Origin of the sequence: Oleiphilus messinensis, from assembly GCF_002162375.1 — a bacterium.
In the GTDB taxonomy this organism is placed as follows: Bacteria; Pseudomonadota; Gammaproteobacteria; order Pseudomonadales; family Oleiphilaceae; genus Oleiphilus; species Oleiphilus messinensis.
The window spans coordinates 4920977-4943302 of sequence record NZ_CP021425.1; the positions used below are offsets into that span (position 1 = coordinate 4920977).

A 22326-nucleotide genomic window follows, 5' to 3' on the forward strand; every position below is an offset into this window, starting at 1 on the left:
GAGGCAGTGACTTGATAATGGCGCAAAGGTACTAAAACAACTCAATATCCATACCGCCACCATCCAGTTCATCATTCGGCTCACTGGTTGGGGGCGCTTGGGGGCTTGGTTCAGTCGTTTCGCGGGAGCGGCCCAGTATGAGGGTATCTATGATTTGTTTTTGATGATTGATCAAACGTCTCAGGCTGGTTAACACGTTGTCTGCGGTGGCTTTCACGTCGCCACGGGAGTCGCCGGCATTGACGGCCTGTTCAACGGCGTCGTCAATTCGTTTGATGAAGTAGCTCTCCTGATCATCATCCAGCCCCAGGGTTGGAATGCGGGCATCCAGTTCTTCTCGGAGTGCAATCAGGATTTGTTGGCCGTCTAACGTATGCTGTTCCAGATTTTGGGCCAGTTCGGCCATGGATTTTTCGATGCCAGAATACAAACCAAGAATATTTTTGGTTTGTCGAAACATTGCTTCTTCGGCTTCCATGTTGGTGACTTTTGCCTCGGCGGACTCCAGCATGAAGGGGAACAGGTCTTTATAGCGACCGTATTTCTCCATATCATCCAGGGGCATGTTTTTGATCAGGAGCGCTATTTTTTCATAATTTATTTGCGTCCGTGCACCAAAATCAACAATTCTGCCCCGAGGTTTGAGCAGGCGCATAAGCTGCTCTTCCAGGGGCGCGACTTCGCCGCGCGCAGAGAAAAAAGATTCACGGTAGGCTGTGTTGATGTAGAGCGAACAGTTCAGCCCCAATCGGCGTGTCACTCTAAAAAACTCCTCCGCAAGCTCCGTCATGGCGCGAACCGAAAAGCTGCGTTCTGCGAAACTCAAAACCGCTCCCAGCTCAGCATTACCCGCCATGGCCACTAATGCGGTCTGCTCGGCTTCATCGGCCCGCACTTCGAGTTTCTGGCGGGTTGATTGATGTTTTACCTAAATTCTGCAAACAACATTGTACTTGAAAAGAAAAAGGCGATTTGATTCAATTGGTTATCACCAAACAACCAAGCACATCAGAGTCACCTTTTTCATGATCAAGAATACCCATAAAAGTGCCAAAAAACCAGCCGCAAAAATTCGCTATCAACACACCGGAAAAAAGCTGACTAGTCAAGCTGGCATTATCCCTGCCATGCATTTCCTCGATCACATCGGTTTTACCGAGGCTTGCCAGAAGCATCTTGATTTGCAACGCGGCAACACGGCTCGTTACAGCTTGGGCGACTCAATCTACCTAACGATTATCGGCATCATCGCCGGTGCCACTTCGCTCAGGAAGGTGGTTTCTGTGTGGGCAGATCAGGTGCTGCGTGAAGTGGGGGGGGGCTATCGATTCCAGATGACAGTACATTGGGTCGTATTTTCCGTCGTGGAAAGCTCAAGCATGTCACCCAGCTCGAACAGATTAATCACACCTTGCGTCAGGGAATTTGGCATAGAGCATTGAAGTCCGGTACTTGGTTGCCCGGAACCCTCTATCGAGGCTGGATTGATGTGGACTCGACTGTCAAAACCGTTTACGGTCAACAGGAAGGTGCTGAAAAAGGCTACAACCCAACGAAAAAAGGCTCTAATTCTTATCATCCACTGGTTGCCTTTTGCAGCCACACCAAAGAAATTTTGCAAGCATGGTTACGCAGTGGCAGCACCTACACCAGCAACGGCATTGTAGGCTTCATGCAGCAACTTTCTGCGCAGATGCCACCCAAAATGCGGCTGCTATTCCGAGGTGATTCAGGATTCTTTGTTGGAGAGCTCATGGACTGGCTGGATCAGGCTCGCCATGGTTACCTGATTAAAGTGAAACTCAAAGGCCTTGCCGCTTTGTTGGACAAGCAAGCTTGGCAACGAGTACCTGGTCATACCGATTGGGAACAGTGTGACTTTTTCCATCAATGCGGTCAATGGGAGCGGTCACGTCGCTTTGTTGCTGTGCGGCGTAAAACTGCTCTCATCACCAAAGGCCCTCAACAAGCCTTGCTGAATGAGCCCGTTTACGACTACTTCTGCTACGTAACCACAGAGCGGTTGTCTCCTTGGCAAGCACACACGACATACGGAAAGCGCGCAACTTGTGAAACCTGGTTGGATGAAGCTAAGAACCAAATGGGGCTGGCGCAAATCAAGAGCCATGATTTCATGGCCAGCTCATTAATTTTCCAATGCGCTGTGCTGGCGTATAACACGGTACGCTGGATGGCACTACTGAGCGATAATGACGAATTGAAACGATGGGAAATTCAAACTATCCGAACTTTTCTGGTACGTACTGCTGGACAACTCTTGCGTGGTGGGAATCAGCTTAAGGTCAACGTTCCGAGCAACCATCTTCACCCAACTCCGTGGGCTGACTGGTTAAAGTTGTCGTTTATTCATTGACCAAAATACCTATACTTAAATTCTTCGACTAAGCAAATTCCAGATTTGGAGTCAGGCAGACTTTGGCCTGTTGCTCCGGTTGATGATAAAGATGATTATAATTTAAACAGCCCAATCAAGTGAATTACGCTTGTTTCAGTTGCATGGTGTGCAAAATGGTGATCCATCGACACTAAATGTCGCTATAGTCGTATCGAATCGATTCAGACATATAGATTGCAGGATTTAGGTATAATTTTCATCCTGACCTCGCGCACAATACAGATCCTTGTAAAGTATAGTGGGAGTGGTATTGGTGAGAGAGGTCACTACAAATCGGGGATTCTCGCCTAAATCCATGATTTCCGCTTTGAGAATGGTTCGGAACGATTGAGGCCAGGTGCCGGCGGCATAATCGAGTTCATGATAAGTCCGGGTGCTTTGAGGTCGTTCCCGATCGAACAGGAGAGCATTGTGGCATCGCGTTTCATGAAGTTTTCGCGTGTTTTCAAGGTGAGGACTGGCCAATCGTTTGAGCACCTGATTACCGGTGAGGCCAAAGATGAAGTCGGTATGTGGATCGTCCAGTGCCAATTGCATCAATTCCGGATTGGAGAAGTGACCGTCGCCGCGAAGCACGATATGAGTTTCCGGCCAGTGTTGGCGAAGCAGTTTCACCACCCGTTTAATAATCATTGCGTTTTCGGCCCCCTTGGGACGTTTACCGGGGCGTAACACAGCGGTAATGAATTTGCCTGATAAGCCTTCAAACAAAAACAGCGGTAAGTAGCAATGGCTCCGATAATGATGATTATAAAACGAGAATTCCTGTTGGCCATGAGTTTGATCTTCGGAGTGATCCATGTCCAATACAATGATCGCCGGAGCGCTGGCATAACTCGCGATAAACTGTTCAACAAAGGCCTGGGCAATGCGGTAAATGTCACGGGCAGTCACCGCGTTTTCAAGACGAGAGAGTGTCGGCGCACTGGCTAATGCTTCGCTGACTTCCACGGGTTTTCGATTGATGGCAAGCTTGAACAAGGGATCATGACGTAGGCTATTGCAATCATTGCCGTCGTGGTAGCCGCACCCAATCTGGTAAATGCGTTGTGCCAATAAGTCAGCTAAATCGTGATCGATGTAAGAGGGGTGACGCTGATCTTTGATAGCTGCCGTCAGCCGATTAATCAGTCCGACCTGGTGGTCAACGCCGCGTAATAGCATAGCACCAAAATCGGATGACATGGCTCCGCCATCGAAATCTGCGCGCACAGTAAAGCCTGCGGAAGGAGGAAAACGAAGTTGAGTTGGGGTAGAATCTGACATGGGCGACCTTTCTTAGTTTCTTACGAAGCATTTTTTGCGAAATACTCATTATATCAGTGAGTTAAGAAAGGTTCGCCTCTTTTTATGAAATATTCGGGCTAGATACAAACAGCGCCACCGATAATCAGTACGTCAAGATGGCGGTGTTTCATCGTCTAGCTCCTGTCAGTCCGGAATTGGCGTTACCGGTCATATCCGGGTGGTTGAGAAAATCCAGTACTGTTTCCGTGAATACGGTATTGCGGTCACCGGCAACCATATGACCGGCCTGATCAAGCACGGCATAACGGGCGTGGGGGATGATCGATAGCAGTTCACGGGCGCCGGCGTCGCTGAGCACGTCACTCTGGTAGCCGCGAATCAGCAAGGTGGGCAGGTCAAGATGCTGTGCGGCAGCATTCAGCCTGCTGATATCGAACATCCCTTCGTCGTCCACCGGCATGCGCGCATGGTCAAGAAAAGCCGGATCCCAGTGCCAGTAATAGCGCCCGTCAGCGCGCTGACGCAGGTTTTTGCGCAACCCGGAAAGGTCCTCTGGTGGTGGACGATGCGGGTTGTAAGCGGCGATGGCGTCACGCACTTGTTCAAGGGAAGCAAAGCCGTCCTGATGACGGCGCATGAATTCGATGATGCGTCGTACTCCGGCCCGTTCCAGCCGCGGCGCGACATCTACGAGCACCAGTGCCCGGCATGTCAGGGCAGGGTCCTCGCCCAGCGTCAGCATGGCGGTCAGCCCGCCCATGGATGCGCCGATAATGACCGGGTCCGCATCCAGCGAGCGCATCACTTCGGCGAGGTCCGCAGCCAGCAGGTCGGCGCGGTAGTCTCCGTCCGGACTCCAGTCGCTGTCGCCATGGCCGCGCGCATCGATAGTGAAGGCACAGTAACCGGCTTCAGCCAGCGCTACGGCGGTATCGGCCCAGGCATGTCGGGTCTGGCCGCCGCCATGGAGCAGTAACGCCGGCGGGCTTTGCGGATCACCGTAGCGGCTGGCGCGCAGTTTTACGCCGCCGACACCGACAAACAGGATGATGTCGCCATTGATGTGAGCGGTCTCGGTGCCGGACGGCGGCATGGTAGGTCTCCGGTAAAATAATTAATTTGGTCCACCAACCAAATAATAGTCGGGTCAGTTTGAGGAAGCAAGTCATGGGCCGATAGAATGGCCGATCGAAACCGGTCTCGGGCGGCGTGCCCGGAAATTGAGGACGCACCATGCTATCAGGGCAGCGACACGGGCCGCTTCGCAGGAAACAGCAGAATGGACTGCGCTGGCTCGCTGAAATAGCTCGAATCCGTTTCAGCGTTTCCCGGGTGAGCGGGCGCCACGCCTGTAATCCTCGGGTGGCTGGCCAAACCAGCGCTTGAACGCACGCCTGAAGTTGGCGCTATCATGGTAGTTCAGCAACGCGGCAATGTTTTCGATCGACAGTGTACTCTCGCTCAGGTAGCTGGCCGCCTGGCTGGACAGGATGTCGTCACGAATCTGTCGAAAACTGCTGTGTTCCTGTTTCAGCTTCCGGGCCAGGGTGCGCTTGCTCATGAAAAGAGTGGCGGCGGCTTCCTCTTCACTGAGTGTGCCGGGTGGGCGGGATAGCATCATTTTCTTGAGGCGGTTCTGGTAGCTCGATGTCTGTGTCTGCAGTTGCGCCAGCATGGCTTCACACTGCTGCAAAGCGAGGCGATAGCTCTCGTGATTGGCAGAAGCGTTCGGTTCATGGCACAACGCCAACGGTAATCGGAGCGTCAACTGATCACGGCCGAACTCAATCTGCCCGGACAGGTACTCGGAATAAATCGCCTGGTATTCGGGCGCTGGATGGGTGAAGCCTATTGCCGCCTCGTCCAGAGGGCGACCGACAATGAATTCGCCGAACTCAAGCAATACCGAGATAATCAACTCCGCCACGCAACGCAGAAGTTCGTCATCGAGCGGCACCTGGAAAGTCTGCCTGCATTCGAGGTCATCACCTACCTCCTGCAAGTTCAGCTCGATAACGCTGGCACGGGTAGGCAGAAAAGTGTGTATCGCCTGGAGAGCGCTGAGCAGGTTCGGGCTGCTGCAGGCGGCAAAGCCCATCGCACCGTGGGTGGCCGGCGTCAAGCGCTTACCCAGTCGCAACCCGAACCCCGGTTGGTCGGACAACGTCAGGGCGTTGCGCAGAATCTGCATCTGCTGGACAGGAGTAATCAGGCCATCCTCGCTTAGCAGTTGCGGGGCGCTGAGGCCGGTGCCTAGTAATAATTCCGGCAATTGCCTCGCTGTCAGACCGAGTTCGCGGGCAATCAGTCGTGAATAGTTCGACGGAATATCGGCGCCGGATGTGTCTCTTGTATTGGTAAGTTGCGCCATTGGGGTCGGCCCTGATGAAAGTCTTGATTGTCTCTAAATGACCCCTTTGCTGTCAAGAAATGACCTCCTCGTTATGGCGATGTTGAATCACTATACTAAAGCTTAGAGTTTCAGAGGAAAGAATTCGAACCCAGTAAGACAAAATGATTGACTTTGCGGCAGGCTTCGCGCTGCCGCGCCTTATAAGACTTTTTAAAACCATAGTTTTATAAGGCGCGGCCTTCAGAACGAAAAACGATTAAGTTCTGGAGGCCGCTATGGACGCTAAGGGATACGGCAATATCCCCGAGATCCTGTTTGATTGGATCACATTTTTGGTTAAAGCTCTACCCCTACGTTCAGTACCCACCTTTATTGAGTTACTGATTGGGGCGATGCTCACGCCAACAGGGTTTGTCACTGAGGTATCGAACAGTGATAGCCAAAGCCCGCTTTTTAGATGGGCAGCCCGTAAAGGTTGTGTGGGTGCAGTTTGAAAACGAAGACGGTAGCTTAAAACCTGCCCGGCTCTTGTTGACGACTCGAACGAATATGTCGGGCATCGACATCATAAAAGCCTACGCCAAGCGCTGGAGTATTGAGCCCATGTTCCATCAGTTAAAGAATCGCTGGGGCTGGAATGAGACTTGGCAGCAATCCAGACAGGTGCTGCATCGGTGGGTTCAGATCATCTCTCTCAGCTATGCGCCGATTACGGCGGGACTGGTTCGGTTAAAGCTGCAACGGAATTTACAGCAAGTTGCCGTGAGGGATTGGTGGGACGTAAAGTCTCGAATATTTAAACCGCCAGCGAGGGCTATTGAGTAGTATAAAGACTCTCGCTAGCGAAAAGCCGCCTAGAATAAGGCGGGTAGAAGAGAAAGCAGAATTTATCCGGTCAGAAATCAGGACTGGAGGATCATGCTCAAACTCTAAACTTTAGTCACTATAAACAGAAGACCTAATTGCAGGAGAAAGCCATTGGCCAAGATCACCTTTATTGAGCATAACAATACCGAGCATGTTGCCGAGTTCGAGGCGGGCACTACGCTGATGCAAATCGCCGTCACCAATGCGGTGCCCGGCATTGACGGGGATTGCGGCGGAGAGTGCGCGTGCGGGACCTGCCATATCATCGTTGACGAGCAATGGTTCAACAAGACGGGTGAGATCGCTGATGCCGAAGAACAGATGCTGTCCATGACACCGGAGCGGGCTGGTACCTCGCGTCTTGGCTGTCAGGTCAAGGTTACAGAAGCGATGGATGGCATGATCGTTTATTTGCCTGAATTCCAGATGTAAAAGATGCGGAGCAAACAATGACAACGAAATCAAGCGAAACTGCGACGATCCAGACCAAAGTGTTTAATGCCACATCCAGAGTGGTGCCCATGCACTTGCAGATCAAGGCGCTGAAGGTACTAATGAAGGCAAAGAGGAAAACCATTGGCGCCAAGACTCCGATGATTCCCTTTATCGAGTCCACGGTGCCCGATGTTAATACTCTGACTCTTGAAAATATCGACACCAGTAACCCGTTTCTGTATCGGCAAGGCCAGTGGGGTGCCTATTTCAAGCGGCTCCGTGATGAGGCACCGGTGCATTACCAGAAGACCAGCCCGTTTGGCCCATTCTGGTCGATAACACGGTATGACGATATTTTGTTCGTGGACAAGAGTCATGAGTTGTTTTCTGCCGAGCCGCAAATCATTCTGGGGGATACTCCGGATGGTTTATCGGTAGAGATGTTCATCGCCATGGACCCCCCGAAGCACGACGTACAGCGTCGCGCGGTTCAGGGGGTTGTGGCGCCGCAGAACCTGAAGGAAATGGAAGGGCTAATCCGCAGCCGCACGGGAGAGGTGCTTGACAGTCTGCCTCTGAACAAGCCGTTCAACTGGGTCCCGACGGTTTCGAAGGAACTGACCGGTCGGATGCTGGCAACCTTGCTGGATTTTCCCTACGAGCAACGTCACAAGCTGGTTGACTGGTCGGATCGCTTGTCCGGCGCATCATCGGCCACTGGAGGTGAATTTGCCGATGAAGATGTCATGTTCGACGATGCTGCAGACATGGCATGGTCTTTTTCCAGACTTTGGCGCGACAAAGAAGCACGTCGTGCAGCCGGTGAGAAGGTCGGTTTTGACCTGATCAGCATGATGCAGAACAACGAAGATACCAAGGACCTGATCAACCGTCCGATGGAGTTTATCGGTAACCTGGGGCTGCTCATCGTCGGTGGCAACGACACCACGCGCAACTCGATGAGTGGTGGCGTGCTGGCCCTGAATCAGTTTCCCGAGGAGTTTGCCAAGCTGAAGGCAAATCCTGAGTTGATTCCGAATATGGTCTCGGAAATCATCCGTTGGCAAACCCCACTGGCATATATGCGTCGAGTGGCCACGCAGGATGTCGAATTGCATGACCAGACTATCAAGAAAGGTGATCGTGTGCTGATGTGGTACGCCTCGGGCAATCGTGACGAACGAAAATTCGAAAACCCGGATCAGTTCATTATTGATCGTAAGGATGCCAGAAATCATATGTCGTTTGGCTATGGCGTTCACCGCTGCATGGGCAACCGCCTCGCCGAACTGCAATTGCGCATTCTGTGGGAGGAGCTGCTCAAGCGTTTTGACAACATCGAGGTGGTTGGCGAACCGGAGCGAGTGCAATCCAACTTTGTGCGGGGTTATTCCACGCTGATGGTCAAGTTGACGGCGAAAAATTAATGAGCCGTCAGGGCAGTGTGGCGTCAGAGCAGTTTGACTATGTGGTGGTCGGTGCCGGCTCAGCCGGATGCGCTGTTGCTAACCGCCTGTCCGAGAGCGGCCGCTATTCTGTACTGCTGCTTGAGGCCGGGCCGGAGAGCCGTCGTAACCCGTTCGTGAACATGCCGCTGGGCTTTTTGCAGCTGATGTTCAGCCGTCGCTATAATTGGCAGTTCAACACCGAGCCGCAGCGGCATATGTATGATCGCTCGTTGTTCCAGCCACGGGGCAAGATGCTCGGAGGGTCGAGCGGCATCAACGCACAGGTTTATATCCGCGGTCATGCCCGCGACTACGATGAATGGGCGCAGCGGGGTTGCCAGGGATGGTCGTACGAAGATGTGCTGCCTTACTTCACGAAGTCGGAGAATTTCGAGCCGCCATTGGACTCACTTGATGCGCCGTTTCATGGTCGAGGAGGTCCGCTCAATGTCGCCGAGCGCCGTTATACCAATCCTCTCAGTCGAGTGTTTGTTGAGTCCGCAAAGCAGGCTGGATACCGCCACAACAGCGACTTTAACGGCCATGATCAGGAGGGCGCAGGTTTCTACTACGCCTATCAGAAGAATGGTGCGCGATGCAGCAATGCACGCGCCTATCTTGAGCCTGCGGCGGGACGCTCGAACCTGACGGTACGAAGTGGTTCACACGTCACCCGAGTCCTGCTCGAAGGGATCCGTGCAGTCGGTGTGGAGTATCGGAGCGGGGCGGGGCAGGTGCAGGTTCGAGCAGCGCGCGAGGTGGTGCTCTGCGGTGGCGCGTTTAATTCGCCACAGCTTTTGATGTTATCCGGAATCGGTCCGCGTGAGGAACTCGTTCGGCACGGCATTGAGGTGCGTCACGCGCTGGAAGGGGTAGGGCAGAATCTTCAGGACCATATCGACGTGTTCGTTCGGGCCCGGGCACGCACCCGTCTGGGCATTTCGATGCATCCAAGCTACTGGCTCAAGGGATTATGGGCCGTGCTGCAGTATCTGGCTGGTCGGCGCGGTGTGCTGTCCAGCAATGGCGCCGAAGCCGGCGGGTTTATCCGCTCCCGGTCGCAAGAGCCGATTCCCGATCTGCAGCTGCACTTCGCGCCCATGCTGTACGCTGATCACGGACGGGACATGAAGACCGCGATGAGTGGTTATGGCTACATAGTCATGATCTACGGGCTTCGGCCTTTGTCACGGGGCCGCGTCGGTCTTAACAGCGCTGATCCCTATGCGGCGCTGCTGATCGATCCCGCCTATTTGTCCGATCCCGCAGATGTTGAGCAACTTGTTCGCGGGGTGCGACTGGTGCGCGAGATTCTGGCACAGCCGGCCTTTGCGCCGCACCATGATGTCGAGGTTTCCCCCGGAGAGGCGCTGTTGTCGGACCAAGACCTCGCCGACTGGGTGCGGCGCAGCGCTGAATCGGCATATCACCCGGTCGGTACGTGCAAAATGGGGGTCGATTCGCAGGCAGTGGTGGACCCGCGTTTGCGAGTGCATGGCGTGCAGTGTCTGCGGGTGATCGACGCGTCGATCATGCCGACTCTGGTGGGTGGCAATACCAATCAGCCGGCGACCATGATCGGCGAGAAGGGTGCCGCGATGATGCTTGAGGATGTAGAGACACCCGGTGCCTGGAAAATAGTATCTTCCCGCAATTAACAGAAGGTAAACCCCCGGCTTTGCCGGGGGGCACCTAAGGGTTTGATCCATACGTCGGTCATTGTGAATCTGAAATCTCGACCAAGAGATGGAGATTCGCAATGAAAGAATATCAGAGTTTGAGCCACACAAGATGGGATTGTAAGTATCACGCAGTATTCATCCCCAAGCGACGGAAGAAGAAAATATTTGGTGTGTTGAGAAAGCATCTTGGTGAGGTCTTCCGCGACTTGGCCAGTCAGAAAGGAGCGCAAGTGGTAGAAGGCCACTTGATGGTGGATCATGTTCATATGTGCCTGAGCATACCGCCCAAATACGCAGTTTCTCATGTGGTTGGCTATATCAAAGGGAAAAGCGCAATAGTGATAGCCCGGTGGTTTGGCGGTCGCGAAAGGAACTTCACGGGAGAGGTGTTTTGGGCACGTGGATATTTTGTTTCCACCATTGGCTTGGATGAAGAGTTAGTTTGATCGTATATCCGGAACCAGGAAGCGGAGGATGATCGATTAGATCAGATGAAACTCGGACTGTGAAAGAATGCAGCTGCCTTGGGCGGCTCTAGAACTTACGGCGCCTTTGAGGCGCTCACCCAATAAACCTCCGGCTTTGCCGGAAGACATTTAATTTTCAGTTTGAGAGGGGCTATGGCGAACAAATCGCAAGAGGTGACAGTCATCGTGGGCGGAGGGCATGCAGCAGGTGCGCTTTTGGCCGCTTTGCTGCAAAGCAGATACCAGCATGAGGTGGTGCTGGTCGGTGAAGAACCGCACCCACCGTACCAGCGACCACCTTTGTCGAAGAATTATCTGGCCGGTGAGGTTGAGCAGGAATCACTGTACCTAAAGCCACGCTCGGTATACGAAAACGCAGGCTATCAACTGCGGCTCGGTGTGCGTGTCGATCAGATCGACCGAGACAACAAGACCGTCAGATTATCCGATAACAGCATGATCCGATATGACCGCCTTGTCCTCGCCACGGGCTCACAGGTTCGCCGCCTGAGGTCGCCGGGTGCCGAGTTGAAAGGCATTTATTATTTGCACGATATCGCTGACGCGGATGCCCTGCGTGAGGAGCTCGTTCCAGGTAAACGCTTGGTCATCGTCGGTGGCGGTTTTGTCGGCCTTGAGGTTGCTGCCAGTGCCGTCAAGAAGGGGGTCGGTGTCACGGTGCTGGAAGCTGCCGAGCGTCTGATGCAGCGGGTTACCGGGCCGGAGATGTCTGCTTTTTTCTATGCCAGACACCATGATGCCGGGGTGGATATACGTCTGGACACCGGGGTGACCGGGTTTGCAACCGGTGATCAGGGGCGTGTTGCCGGAGTCACGTTGGCGAATGGCGACATGGTGCCAGCGGATATCGTGCTTGTCTCGATCGGCGTCATACCCGATACCGCACTGGCAGAGGCGGCTGGCCTGGCCTGCGATGGTGGTATTCTCGTTGACGAGTTTACTCGCACCGATGACCCCGCCATTCTGGCGATCGGCGACTGCACACGTCATCGCAATCTTTTTTTTGAAGACAGGTTGCGGCTTGAGTCGGTAGCCAATGCTGTTGATCAGGCGCGTACTGCCGCAGCGGTATTGATGGGTGAGGAGAAGCCCTACGATAGCGTGCCGTGGTTCTGGTCGAACCAGTATGACATTCGCCTGCAGATGATCGGCTTGTCACCAGGTCATGACCAGCGTGTCATGCACGGCAGCCCCGCGGATAAGGGATTTGCGGTGTTCTACTTGCGCGACGGCTGCGTCATCGCAGTCGATGCAGTCAATCTGCCGATTGCCTTTATGGTTGGCAAACAGCTGGTTCAGCGACGCCAGGCTGTCAGCCCTGGCGTATTGAGCGATCCGCATACCGATCTGAAATCTCTGCTCTGAAACCGCCCTTTGGCAGCGAGGCTGGCAAGCCCCGTTCACCGGTATCGCTGTCAACCTTCCCGGCCTGCTGTTCCCCACCGCAAAGACTCTCGATCGGGATAGGGGGGAACCAATAGGTTCCGCCCCTCCCACACCACCCGGCATGCGGGTCCGCACCGGGCGGTTCGAGAAGTTGCGGTTTCACGAGAGTCTCGGCACTCCCAACCGATCGAAGTAGGCGATCGTCAGCACATGGTGGATGGCAGAGAGACTGTTGTGCCACCAGCGCCGGCTCAGGGCCGCCACCGATTGCGCAACCTCGGGCTTTGCTCCCAACTTCAGATGCTCCCGGTAGATCGTCTTGCCCCGTCGCCAGTGCCGGAGGTGGAGCATTCTCAGACGACGACGTATCCACTCATCCAATGATCGCCAGATGCGAGGCGTTTGCGCCAGCCTAAAGTACCCTTTCCAGCCGAGCAGATAACGGCGGAGCTTCTCCACCACCTGTGCCATACTGCGACCACCTGATCCCCGGGCCAGCTGCCTGATCCTGAGCTTGAACGCCTGTAACGCCTTGGTGGATACCGCGCGTCGAACGTCTCCATCCCTCCCTTGCCACAGAACATAGCCGAGGAACTTGCGATCAAAGACGCTGGCAACTGCACTTTTGGATTCGTTGATCACCAAACGCAATTTCTCGTAACACCGGCGTAGCAGGCGCATTGCTCGCTCTCCCGCCTTGTAACTGCAAACGTACACGTTGCGTCGAGTCGCCCCGAGGAACCTCCCCCCGAGGCGCTCACGGAACCGGACGTGAACGTCTCCGCTCATCCGGCTCTTCCCATTGAAGCCTGTCCCCAAAGCAGCGACCAATGTGCAAACAGATGCGTCTCCTTACGCGCGACACGTTCCAGCCAATGACTGGCTCGTCGGCGATGACCTCGGAGACGCTTGTGTTTGCGGGTCAGCCACAGTACAAGTTTGCGATCAATTTGCCTGAGCGTGGGATAAAGCGCGGACTTATAGAACGCGCCGTAATAATTTACCCACCCCCTGATTTTGGTGTTGAACATGCGCGCCAGATCGATCAGAGACTTGTCACTGCGATTTTGCAGATTCCAGCTCCTGACCTCCTGACGTATTGCTTTTCCCGCCTTGGCGCTGACCGCAGGACTGAAATTGACGAAGGTCTTACCCCACCGGTTCTTCGATAGTCGTGGCCTAAACGTAAAGCCCAGAAAGTCGAAGCTCGTTTCGGCGTAAGTTCCTCGCCGGTCTGCATCCTTGCAGTAGACCACTCGGGTCTTCAGCGGATGCAGTTCCAGTCCGCATTGCGCAAATCGCCGCCCCAAATCCTCCATCAGCGCTTGGGCCTGCGATTGACTACGACAGTGGCAAACAGCATCATCGGCGTATCGTTCAAAGGGTACGTCGCCATACTCACGCTGCATCCACTTGTCGAAGACGTAGTGCAGGAACAGGTTGGCCAACAGCGGACTGATGACACCACTTTGTAGGCTTCCCATACTTGACGTTTGCCTATGGGAAGCGGCTTTGCTGTCGCCGCCGCAGTCCTCCCACCGGCATCACCGCCCGTGGTTGCTGCCGCGACTTCAGCGCAATGGGGCAAGCCCTTCGCTCCAGGCCCATTACGGCCCTTCTCCGCTACTACGGCTTGCTCCGTCCCTGTACCCCGCATTGGTACTCTGGTGCTCATGGGGCTACCACTTGCGCGTCTCCCTTGGCATCGGGGTGACAGGTTCCCACGTTCCCCACAAGAGCCTGGATCGACTTCACGCCGCTTTTATGCCGGATGCCGCGTAGGCAGTAAATAGGTTGCCCCCTACGCTTATCCCACGGGAACGACTCCATCGTGGTTTTGACATCGTCTATACGCTTTCGACACTTCATCAACGGTTCACTCTCGTTCGTCTCTTCGATCCTTACCTGATCGGGTCATGCCCGACCTTTTCCCATCTCGCTCACCACCACGTCTCTTTAACGCAGCAGCAGTGGGTGGTTTGGTGCCTGCGCCTATACGCCGACACCGAGGGGCCAACCCTCATCTCTCGTGCAGCATGGCTGCACCGAGGACAACTGACCTCGGTGCGCCTTCGTGGCACACAGTCATCGGCGTAGCGGGCGAAGCAGTGCCCCCGACGTTCCAGCTCTTGATCCACCTCGTCCAGCAGGACGTTGGCCAGTAACGGCGATAACGGCCCGCCTTGCGGCGTGCCCTCATGCCGGTCCATGACCACCCCGCCATCCATGATGCCCGCGTTCAGATACGCACGAACCAGCCAGATGACTCCGGGATCGTTTATGCGTTTCCTCAAGCGGTCGATCAGGATGTCGTGGTTGACCCGGTCGAAGAACTTCGACAGGTCGACATCGACCACGATATGGCGGCCCTGTTGGGCGTAGCGTTGCGCAGCCAACACGGCGTCGTGGGCCCGGCGGCCCGGACGGAAGCCGTAGCTGTGCTCGCTGAAGGTGGGATCAATCAGAGGTTGCAGCACTTGCAACAGTGCCTGTTGAATCAGACGGTCGGTGACTGTGGGGATACCCAGCTCCCGCTCACTTCCGTCCGGCTTCGGGATGCCTACCCGACGAACCGGTTGTGGTTGGTAGGAGCCGCTCAGCAGTTGCTGGCGAAGCTCCGGCCACACCCATCACAGGTGTTCCGCGGTTTGGGCAATGTCCAGCCCGTCCACACCTGCCGATCCCTTGTTGGCCTTCACGCGCTTCCATGCTCGCTGCATATTCTCTCGTGCGAACGCCTGCGCAAGCAGGTTTCGTCCTGCGTCCTCCGGTTCCTGTCGCGGGAGCCCTGTTTCATCGCTGATCGCATTCGGTAAGGCTTCACCTTCCCGTTCCGCGACCCGCCCCTCTGGCGCGGGCATCTGATGCGTTACAGTGCTCATCGACAAGGCGTTTGACGCTCCTTCTCGTTCAACCCTTCGCCCTGAACAAGCGGCTACTATGGCTTCTGCTGACTTCTCGCTCCGTGTTGCCACGTCGCCCTTTCAGGCATGAGGCGAGATCTCCCCGGGTAAGAACACACTCCTTCACCGCACAACCGCCGGATTTACACCCCTTCGCCTTGGCCACGAGAGCTTCGCGGCTTCTTGCCCGCTCGCCCTGCTCAGCAGTGCCTCTTATCCGATTCTTGTTCATCGGCTCGCGGTTTACGCTCCACGCTTCCTCCCCACGGTCGGTCGCCCTTCCGCAGTTGCGCTTCACTTCGTTCGCTGTGGCCAGCTTACGGGAGGACTTGCACCTCCAGGAGTGCGCCCGTGCCGGGCGCACAAAAAAAGCCCCCTTAAAGGGGGCCGAAAAATGGCACACGCAAGGTGTGCACACGGGGAGAGGGCCGGATTAGAAGTCCTTGACCGGCAAGAAAGTGAAGTGTTGTGGTCAACCCAAACCGGACACTTTGTTAAGCACAATTTTCAAATTCAATCCTGATTACCACTCTTTCTAAGTCATGGAATGCTGTATATGTTTATAGTATTGGTCATGGGAAAGCAAGGACATAGCAATGGCGCGCAACAGAGTTCAGTTTCAGAAAGGTTTGAGCTTGAATGAATTTCTTCGCCAGTATGGAAGCGAAGAGCAGTGCTGTGACGCGGTGGCACAATGGCGCTGGCCCGAAGGCTTCATCTGCCCCTTCTGCGGATCAGATCAATACTGCCAGTTAGCATATCGGCAGTTGCGGCAGTGCAATCGGTGCCGACGCCAGACCTCGCTGACCGCCGGTACCATCTTCGCGAGCACCAAGTTGCCGCTGACAACGTGGTATCAGGCCATTTACCTGATCACGCAAGACAAGAAAGGCATCTCTGCGATGGAATTGCACCGTCATCTGGGTATTTCCTACAACGCGGCCTGGCGCCTGAAGCACAAGCTGATGCAAGTCATGCTGGAGCGGGATCAGAACAAACCGCTATCAGGATTTATCGAAATCGATGATGCCTATCTGGGCGGTGAGCGCAGTGGCGGCAAGGTGGGACGCGGTGCCGAGGGTAAAACCCCATTTCTGGCCGCTGTCCAAACCACCGATCAAAGCCAGCCGGTGAAAATCAAACTGACTGTTATCAAAGGATTTCGCTCAGACGAGCTCCTTGAATGGAGTCGGCGCCACCTGACACCTGACAGTACGGTGATTTCCGATGGACTGGCCTGCTTCAATGCGGTGACCGAGGCGGGATGTGAACACGACCGGATCGTCTGTGGCGGTGGCCGGGCCTCGGTAGAGGAGCCAGAACTCCATTGGGTGAACACGATCTTGGGCAATCTCAAGAGCGCATTGCGCGGAACCTACCACGCCGTGCGCCCCAAATATGCTCAGCGCTACTTGTCGGAATTCGAATATCGTTTCAATCGTCGATTCAATCTGGTCAATTTGCTGCCGAGATTGATTTATGTCGCGCTGCGCACGCCGCCAATGCCTGAAAAACTGCTGAAAATTGGCTTAGTGTAGGTGGTAATCAGGTATGAACATGATCCACCATCAAGTGGCCTTCAACCACTTGCGCTCCTTTCTGACTGGCCAAGTCGCGGAAGACCTCACCAAGATGCTTTCTCAACACACCAAATATTTTCTTCTTCCGTCGCTTGGGGATGAATACTGCGTGATACTTACAATCCCATCTTGTGTGGCTCAAACTCTGATATTCTTTCATTGTGAATCTCCATCTCTTGGTCGAGATTTCAGATTCACAATGACCGACGTATAGGTCAAACCCTTAGGTGTCCCCCGGCAAAGCCGGGGGTTTACCACTTTCGCATCTGGGCGAGATGAAACTGGCTTACGAAGATGCCATGATTCGACGCCACAATCGAGAGCTCTTTCTGGCTGTTCACGGGGAGGTAAAGAATGCGCAGCCACAAAATGTCCCAAAGCATTATTGGCGGACCTGGAACCAATTCATGCAGCGCTCCCTGATGGTTACAGGATTGATATTGCGGGTAGCCTGGAACGTTCACAAAAAGCAGAGGACTCTATAAATCAGGTTTTCCCTCTGATGATTGCCCTGATGGTAACTTGCGTGATGCTGCAAATGCGAAGTTTTCCTGGTGTTGTGATAGTGCTTTTAACAGCACCCTTGGGCGTCATTGGCTCTGTCGTAGCACTGCTGGTTTTCAAGCAGCCTTTCGGATTTGTCGCCTTACTTGGGCTGATCGGATTGGCGGGCATATTAATGCGCAATACTTTAATTCTAACTCAGCAGGTCAGCGATAACCTTGAGGATGGCATGATGCCGTCAGATGCGGTCGTCGAGGCGGCTGTCAGGCGCGCAAGACCGGTGGTGCTAACCGCTTTGGCTGCTGCGCTCGCGTTCATCCCTTTGACGACCGATATTTTCTGAGGGCCGATGGCGTATGTTCTGATTGGTGGTGTTGTTCGTGCCAGCGCTTTACGCATTGGCGTTTCGTTTGGAAAGTAGATGAGTAACTATGCACCTAATCCTTAAGCACCGCGTCGCGAATCACTCGCCAGACGAAATCACCTATCTCCTCAAGTGAATAGCGACCATCTTCACGAAACCAAGTTGCTACCCAGTTGAGTGCTCCAAGACCGATAAGGCGCAGCAAGTCCTGATCAACGTCCTCACGTAGCACCCCTATATCCGCAAGAGACCTAAGCATGGCGCCCCATAATGCCTCGTAGCGGTCACGCAGTTCGATCATTTCCGCTCGTGCTTCACCGCGCAAGGAGCGCCATTCAAACAGCAGCACGTAGACCAAATCCGAGCCACTGACTACTAATTCCAGGTGCGAATTTATGCCTAGCCGTAATTGCTCTACAGGATCTGTTGCGCTTGTCACCGCCCTGTAAACGGCGCGCGAAGCATGCTCCAAGCCCAATCGCATTAAATCAACAAGAATGTCTTCCTTGGCTTTATAGCGATAATGAAGGCTTCCGGGCAGCAAATTGCATGCTTCAGCAATTTCTTTCACCGTCGTCCTATCATAGCCCTGCTCTCGAAACAGCCGAGCGGCAGAATTTAACACAAAGTCGCGGTCAGACCCTTTTACTTGCTGGGGCTCTCTTTTCTTATTCACTTCTTCCTCCTGCGTATGCAAGTCGATGATATTAGTCGATATGTTTCCGTGGCGCACCTTTTTCAATTCTACAACCCCGCTCCCACCGCTCCCACTTGACCAACTCTCAAAGCGATCCGTCTTTTGTGCCAAATACATACATCCTAAAGTTTAGAGTTTCAGAGGAAAGAATTCGAACCCAGTAAGACAAAATGATTGACTTTGCGACAGGCTTCGCGCTGCCGCGCCTTATAAGACTTTTTAAAACCATAGTTTTATAAGGCGCGGCCTTCAGAACGAAAAACGATTAAATTCTGGAGGCCGCTATGGACGCTAAGGGATACGGCAATATCCCCGAGATCCTGTTTGATTGGATCACATTTTTGGTTAAAGCTCTACCCCTACGTTCAGTACCCACCTTTATTGAGTTACTGATTGGGGCGATGCTCACGCCAACAGGGTTTGTCACTGATGCCTGGTTGATGGTGGCAATGAAGCGTCACTGGAGCAGTTATTTCAAGTGGTTGCAAAAGGGAAAGTGGTCATGGGTTGCACTCGCGCAACAGCTGGGTCAGTTACTGACTCAATGGTGTCCCAATGAACAGTGGTATTTGGCCATTGATGATACCTTGGTGCTAAGGAGTTCCAAGAAAGCACCCAGTAGTCAGTTTCATCACATGCATGGTAACAAGGCCAACCGCCCGCAATTTGTTCGCGGCCAGTGTTGGGTCAGTTTATCAGCGATTGTTAAGGGGCAGAAACAAGCCTGGTCGATCCCACTGATCTCGCGCTTAACGCGAGCCTGCGGGAACGGTAACAAGCTGGTAACGGCAGGCATTTTACTTCGCGTGATGAGGTCATTTTTTACCGGGGCCACTGTCCTGATGGATAGCTGGTATATGCGGGGTACGCTGATTGCCTCCCTTCAAGGTATGGGGTATCACGTTATCGGGCAAGTCCGAAAGGATACCGCCTTATACGATGTTCCAGAACGAACCGGGAAAAGAGGACGCCCTCGAAAGTACGGAGAGAAATACACACCAGAGCGAGTCACTAACCTGGAAGAGACTTGCGCCAATGTCACGATCTATGGACGACAGCAGTCACTGAGGTATCGAACAGTGATAGCCAAAGCCCGCTTTTTAGATGGGCAGCTCGTAAAGGTTGTGTGGGTGCAGTTTGAAAACGAAGACGGTAGCTTAAAACCTGCCCGGCTCTTGTTGACGACTCGAACGAATATGTCGGGCATCGACATCATAAAAGCCTACGCCAAGCGCTGGAGTATTGAGCCCATGTTCCATCAGTTAAAGAATCGCTGGGGCTGGAATGAGACTTGGCAGCAATCCAGACAGGTGCTGCATCGGTGGGTTCAGATCATCTCTCTCAGCTATGCGCTGGTGCAGTTGCTCACTTATTGGAAAGAGTCGGCAGGTCAAGAAATGCACTTGGACATCCCTTGGCGCAAACATGCGCCGATTACGGCGGGACTGGTTCGGTTAAAGCTGCAACGGAATTTACAGCAAGTTGCCGTGAGGGATTGGTGGGACGTAAAGTCTCGAATATTTAAACCGCCAGCGAGGGCTATTGAGTAGTATAAAGACTCTCGCTAGCGAAAAGCCGCCTAGAATAAGGCGGGTAGAAGAGAAAGCAGAATTTATCCGGTCAGAAATCAGGACTGGAGGATCATGCTCAAACTCTAAACTTTAGATACATCTTCCACCCTTTTGTTTAACAACTGCTTGACCATACGGTCACCAAGACACATAATATGGTTGGCCGCCCAAACAAATAGTATGAAGAAATCTAGGGCGTGTTGACGTTTCACATAGGTAACCACTGAATTGCACATGCCATCGCCACCACAGATTCAAAATTTCTTTTTAATTTGTCATACCGAGTAGCTACTGCTCGGTAGTGTTTTAATCTTGCGAACTGGTTTTCAACCAAGTGTCTATTTTTTGTATAAGCCCCAGTCCATATCATCATTACCAACCGTTGAATTACGACGTCTTGGTATCACCGGAATCGAGCCTCTGTCTCTTATTTTTTGTCGTAATGGCTCCTTATCGTACCCCTTGTCACCTATGACGTATTCAAAGAGATCAGCCCCTTCCAGCACGTCATCTGCTGCGCTGATATCGTGTGCCTGGCCTCCCGTGATTTCAAAGTGTACAGGCAACCCAAAGCCGTCAACAATCATATGGATTTTACTGGTATTTCCAGCCCTGCTGCGGCCTATAGCTTGATCTCCTGTAGCTGCGGCACCACTGCTATGCTGATGAGCTTTCACATAACTGCCATCAATAAAGCCCCACTCCAAATCAGGTTCAACCACAAAAAATTCAAACACCTTTGACCAAATTCCTTTGGCTGACCATGCGTTAAATTTTTTATAGACTGAATTCCAATGGCCGAAGTAATCAGGCAAATCTCTCCAGGGTAGTCCTGTGCGCATTCGGTATAGCATTCCTTCCACCGTCATACGCAAGCTTCGCTTGTCATAGGCACCAAATTGAAGCAAGATTAGCTTTAGCTTCAACCAAAGCTCGTCACTGAGCATTAGTCGGGGCATAGCAAACTCGTTGTATCGTTGTGTGGGAACTGCAATATTGCGGGTTTGCTATTTTAAATCAATAACTTATTTCGAAACATCAACAGCCCCTAGTAGGAGAACAGACAAATGGCGCTGGCAAGTCGAAAGATCGGTTATGACGAAGTTGTAACGCGCGACATCCATTTCCCAATGAACCGTGAGATGGTCGCGCGCCACTGGTTTAACCCGTAGCGGGAAATCCCCCGGCTCTGCCGGGGAGACAGCAAACGTTTGACATATCCTGGAGTCCATCGCGGAAACTCCGAAGCGTGAGCCGCCAAGCACACGTAACGGAGAACCGCAATGGACGAGTTTGACAGCCTAAGTCACTCCAAATGGGAGTGCAAATATCACATAGTTTTTATCCCCAAATGCCGACGGAAGACGTTGTACGACCAGTTGAGGCCACATTTGGGCGAGGTGTTTCGCAAGCTGGCGAAGCAGAAAGAAAGCACGATTGAGGAAGGTCATCTGATGCCGGATCACGTGCATATGCTGATATCGATACCACCGAAATATGCTGTATCGCAGGTGGTTGGATTTATCAAGGGCCAGAGTGCGATCCACTTGGCCAGGGTGTACGGTGAGAAGCGCCGTAACTTTGTAGGTCAGCATTTCTGGGCACGAGGCTATTTCGTATCCACCGTGGGTCGAGACGAAGAAATGATTCGGGAGTACATCCGGAATCAGGAACAGGAAGATCAGCGCTTGGAGCAAATGAACCTGAGGCGCTGAGAACCACCGGATGGTGGTTCCGATAAATGCGGGGCCGCGTTAGCGACCCCGAATCAGCCGCTTCGAGCGGCTCACACAATTAAAGCCCCCGGCTTTGCCGGGGGATATTTACTGGTGTTAAAATCTAAACTCTCACGCTACCACCGGGGAGGCTCCTATGCCCCCGCCACTGTCACTGCAATCGCCATTGCACTTTGCCCTGTCTGGTCAGCGGATATTTCACAAGCCCATTATTCCTGAATTTGACGAGATTGACTTCAATGATGGTGTTGGAAAAGGCGACCCGGAACTAATTGGAACCCTCAAGTTTTTCGTTGACCAGACCATTGTTAAGGGTAATTCATGGCCGGCTGCCATAGGCGATCTCGCACTTCTGTTAATTAAATGACCTCCGGCAAAGCCGGAGGTTTATTGGGTGAGCGCCTCAAAGGCGCCGTAAGTTCTAGAGCCGCCCAAGGCGGCTGCATTCTTTCACAGTCCGAGTTTCATCTGATCTAATCGATCATCCTCCGCTTCCTGGTTCCGGATATACGATCGAACCAACTCTTCATCCAAGCCAATGGTGGAAACAAAATATCCACGTGCCCAAAACACCTCTCCCGTGAAGTTCCTTTCGCGACCGCCAAACCGCCGGGCTATCACTATTGCGCTTTTCCCTTCCTGATTACC

18 protein-coding genes and 7 pseudogenes are annotated in these 22326 nt (G+C 53.4%); 13 read left to right on the forward strand and 12 right to left on the reverse strand.

Features of this window, described 5'->3' with window-relative positions:
• Nucleotides 1-31: 31 nt before the first annotated feature.
• A complete protein-coding gene (locus OLMES_RS21360) occupies nt 32-895 on the reverse strand; it encodes a hypothetical protein (protein ID WP_087463130.1) in 864 nt (287 codons plus the stop codon).
• 130 nt (nt 896-1025) lie between these two features.
• On the opposite strand from OLMES_RS21360, the pseudogene OLMES_RS21365 reads away from it, so the two are divergent.
• A pseudogene (locus OLMES_RS21365) lies at nt 1026-2374 on the forward strand (IS1380 family transposase).
• Between the two features lie 231 nt (nt 2375-2605).
• Here OLMES_RS21365 and OLMES_RS21370 read toward each other — a convergent pair.
• The 3 genes and pseudogenes from OLMES_RS21370 to OLMES_RS21380 form a co-directional block, all read right to left on the reverse strand.
• A pseudogene (locus OLMES_RS21370) lies at nt 2606-3682 on the reverse strand (IS1380 family transposase); the annotation flags it as partial.
• A 250-nt stretch (nt 3683-3932) separates the two neighbouring features.
• Nucleotides 3933-4757, reverse strand: a pseudogene (locus tag OLMES_RS21375) (alpha/beta fold hydrolase); the annotation flags it as partial.
• A gap of 225 nt (nt 4758-4982) precedes the next feature.
• Nucleotides 4983-6035: an AraC family transcriptional regulator gene (locus tag OLMES_RS21380; protein ID WP_087463133.1), complete on the reverse strand. Its 1053-nt coding sequence runs from the start codon at nt 6033-6035 to the stop codon at nt 4983-4985.
• Nucleotides 6036-6292: 257 nt separating this feature from the next.
• On the opposite strand from OLMES_RS21380, the gene OLMES_RS21385 reads away from it, so the two are divergent.
• From OLMES_RS21385 to OLMES_RS21415, 7 genes and pseudogenes are all read left to right on the forward strand, one after another.
• Nucleotides 6293-6511 (forward strand): hypothetical protein, encoded by a 219-nt coding sequence (locus OLMES_RS21385; protein ID WP_087463134.1) that lies wholly within the window; start codon nt 6293-6295, stop codon nt 6509-6511.
• A pseudogene (locus tag OLMES_RS21390) lies at nt 6417-6842 on the forward strand (transposase); the annotation flags it as partial. The gene OLMES_RS21385 and the pseudogene OLMES_RS21390, both read left to right, overlap by 95 nt.
• A gap of 153 nt (nt 6843-6995) precedes the next feature.
• Nucleotides 6996-7316 carry a 2Fe-2S iron-sulfur cluster-binding protein gene (locus OLMES_RS21395; RefSeq protein ID WP_087463136.1) on the forward strand — a complete coding sequence of 107 codons (321 nt, stop codon included), beginning with the start codon at nt 6996-6998 and terminating at the stop codon, nt 7314-7316.
• A gap of 17 nt (nt 7317-7333) precedes the next feature.
• Entirely contained in the window at nt 7334-8746 is a 1413-nt protein-coding gene (locus OLMES_RS21400) for a cytochrome P450 (protein WP_087463137.1), read from the forward strand.
• Nucleotides 8746-10425: a GMC family oxidoreductase gene (locus tag OLMES_RS21405; protein WP_087463138.1), complete on the forward strand. Its 1680-nt coding sequence runs from the start codon at nt 8746-8748 to the stop codon at nt 10423-10425. The genes OLMES_RS21400 and OLMES_RS21405 overlap by 1 nt, the downstream gene beginning before the upstream one ends.
• A 101-nt stretch (nt 10426-10526) precedes the next feature.
• Nucleotides 10527-10892, forward strand: a pseudogene (gene tnpA, locus OLMES_RS21410) (IS200/IS605 family transposase); the annotation flags it as partial.
• 177 nt (nt 10893-11069) lie between these two features.
• On the forward strand, nt 11070-12302 hold the full coding sequence (locus tag OLMES_RS21415; RefSeq protein WP_087463139.1) for an NAD(P)/FAD-dependent oxidoreductase: 1233 nt from the start codon (nt 11070-11072) through the stop codon (nt 12300-12302).
• A 180-nt stretch (nt 12303-12482) separates the two neighbouring features.
• Here the strand turns inward: OLMES_RS21415 and OLMES_RS21420 are convergent, their stop codons facing one another.
• The 4 genes from OLMES_RS21420 to OLMES_RS28690 form a co-directional block, all read right to left on the reverse strand.
• Nucleotides 12483-13004 (reverse strand): group II intron maturase-specific domain-containing protein, encoded by a 522-nt coding sequence (locus OLMES_RS21420; RefSeq protein ID WP_232465164.1) that lies wholly within the window; start codon nt 13002-13004, stop codon nt 12483-12485.
• Between the two features lie 104 nt (nt 13005-13108).
• Nucleotides 13109-13807: a group II intron maturase-specific domain-containing protein gene (locus tag OLMES_RS21425; protein WP_198343073.1), complete on the reverse strand. Its 699-nt coding sequence runs from the start codon at nt 13805-13807 to the stop codon at nt 13109-13111.
• 456 nt (nt 13808-14263) lie between these two features.
• On the reverse strand, nt 14264-14950 hold the full coding sequence (locus tag OLMES_RS21435; RefSeq protein WP_232465165.1) for a reverse transcriptase domain-containing protein: 687 nt from the start codon (nt 14948-14950) through the stop codon (nt 14264-14266).
• Between the two features lie 3 nt (nt 14951-14953).
• Nucleotides 14954-15298: a hypothetical protein gene (locus OLMES_RS28690; RefSeq protein WP_232465166.1), complete on the reverse strand. Its 345-nt coding sequence runs from the start codon at nt 15296-15298 to the stop codon at nt 14954-14956.
• Between the two features lie 524 nt (nt 15299-15822).
• Here OLMES_RS28690 and OLMES_RS21445 point away from each other — a divergent pair.
• Entirely contained in the window at nt 15823-16764 is a 942-nt protein-coding gene (locus tag OLMES_RS21445) for an IS1595 family transposase (protein WP_087463141.1), read from the forward strand.
• Nucleotides 16765-16777: 13 nt separating this feature from the next.
• Here OLMES_RS21445 and tnpA (OLMES_RS21450) read toward each other — a convergent pair.
• Nucleotides 16778-16966, reverse strand: a pseudogene (gene tnpA / locus OLMES_RS21450) (IS200/IS605 family transposase); the annotation flags it as partial.
• A gap of 225 nt (nt 16967-17191) precedes the next feature.
• Here tnpA (OLMES_RS21450) and OLMES_RS21455 point away from each other — a divergent pair.
• Nucleotides 17192-17653 (forward strand): efflux RND transporter permease subunit, encoded by a 462-nt coding sequence (locus OLMES_RS21455; protein ID WP_232465167.1) that lies wholly within the window; start codon nt 17192-17194, stop codon nt 17651-17653.
• A gap of 94 nt (nt 17654-17747) precedes the next feature.
• Here OLMES_RS21455 and OLMES_RS21460 read toward each other — a convergent pair whose 3' ends face one another.
• The gene (locus OLMES_RS21460) at nt 17748-18482 is read right to left on the reverse strand and encodes a TetR/AcrR family transcriptional regulator (RefSeq protein WP_232465168.1); all 735 of its coding nucleotides are present in this window, start codon (nt 18480-18482) and stop codon (nt 17748-17750) included.
• Between the two features lie 173 nt (nt 18483-18655).
• Here OLMES_RS21460 and OLMES_RS21465 point away from each other — a divergent pair, with 173 nt between their 5' ends.
• Nucleotides 18656-19921 carry an IS701 family transposase gene (locus OLMES_RS21465; RefSeq protein WP_087459828.1) on the forward strand — a complete coding sequence of 422 codons (1266 nt, stop codon included), beginning with the start codon at nt 18656-18658 and terminating at the stop codon, nt 19919-19921.
• 229 nt (nt 19922-20150) lie between these two features.
• Here OLMES_RS21465 and OLMES_RS21470 read toward each other — a convergent pair.
• Nucleotides 20151-20901 (reverse strand): IS5 family transposase gene (locus OLMES_RS21470; RefSeq protein ID WP_157678437.1). Its coding sequence is split into 2 segments (ribosomal slippage): nt 20151-20288 and nt 20290-20901, totalling 750 coding nucleotides; the frame shifts between segments, so codons are not numbered across the junction.
• A gap of 324 nt (nt 20902-21225) precedes the next feature.
• On the opposite strand from OLMES_RS21470, the gene tnpA (OLMES_RS21475) reads away from it, so the two are divergent.
• Nucleotides 21226-21657 carry an IS200/IS605 family transposase gene (gene tnpA / locus OLMES_RS21475; protein ID WP_087463142.1) on the forward strand — a complete coding sequence of 144 codons (432 nt, stop codon included), beginning with the start codon at nt 21226-21228 and terminating at the stop codon, nt 21655-21657.
• 157 nt (nt 21658-21814) lie between these two features.
• Nucleotides 21815-22045: a hypothetical protein gene (locus tag OLMES_RS21480; protein ID WP_087463143.1), complete on the forward strand. Its 231-nt coding sequence runs from the start codon at nt 21815-21817 to the stop codon at nt 22043-22045.
• Between the two features lie 83 nt (nt 22046-22128).
• Here OLMES_RS21480 and OLMES_RS21485 read toward each other — a convergent pair.
• Nucleotides 22129-22326: pseudogene (locus OLMES_RS21485) on the reverse strand (transposase); the annotation flags it as partial.

What these genes read in the sequence shown, in the direction of transcription:
- OLMES_RS21465 (WP_087459828.1), top strand. Translation starts at nt 18,656, where the DNA reads ATGGACGCTAAGGGATACGGCAATATCCCCGAGATCCTGTTTGATTGG.
- OLMES_RS21480 (WP_087463143.1), top strand. Translation starts at nt 21,815, where the DNA reads ATGCCCCCGCCACTGTCACTGCAATCGCCATTGCACTTTGCCCTGTCT.
- OLMES_RS21380 (WP_087463133.1), bottom strand. Translation starts at nt 6,035, where the DNA reads ATGGCGCAACTTACCAATACAAGAGACACATCCGGCGCCGATATTCCG.
- OLMES_RS21420 (WP_232465164.1), bottom strand. Translation starts at nt 13,004, where the DNA reads ATGCGCCTGCTACGCCGGTGTTACGAGAAATTGCGTTTGGTGATCAAC.
- tnpA (WP_087463142.1), top strand. Translation starts at nt 21,226, where the DNA reads ATGGACGAGTTTGACAGCCTAAGTCACTCCAAATGGGAGTGCAAATAT.
- OLMES_RS21415 (WP_087463139.1), top strand. Translation starts at nt 11,070, where the DNA reads ATGGCGAACAAATCGCAAGAGGTGACAGTCATCGTGGGCGGAGGGCAT.
- OLMES_RS21445 (WP_087463141.1), top strand. Translation starts at nt 15,823, where the DNA reads ATGGCGCGCAACAGAGTTCAGTTTCAGAAAGGTTTGAGCTTGAATGAA.
- OLMES_RS21385 (WP_087463134.1), top strand. Translation starts at nt 6,293, where the DNA reads ATGGACGCTAAGGGATACGGCAATATCCCCGAGATCCTGTTTGATTGG.
- OLMES_RS21405 (WP_087463138.1), top strand. Translation starts at nt 8,746, where the DNA reads ATGAGCCGTCAGGGCAGTGTGGCGTCAGAGCAGTTTGACTATGTGGTG.
- OLMES_RS21400 (WP_087463137.1), top strand. Translation starts at nt 7,334, where the DNA reads ATGACAACGAAATCAAGCGAAACTGCGACGATCCAGACCAAAGTGTTT.
- OLMES_RS21425 (WP_198343073.1), bottom strand. Translation starts at nt 13,807, where the DNA reads ATGGGAAGCCTACAAAGTGGTGTCATCAGTCCGCTGTTGGCCAACCTG.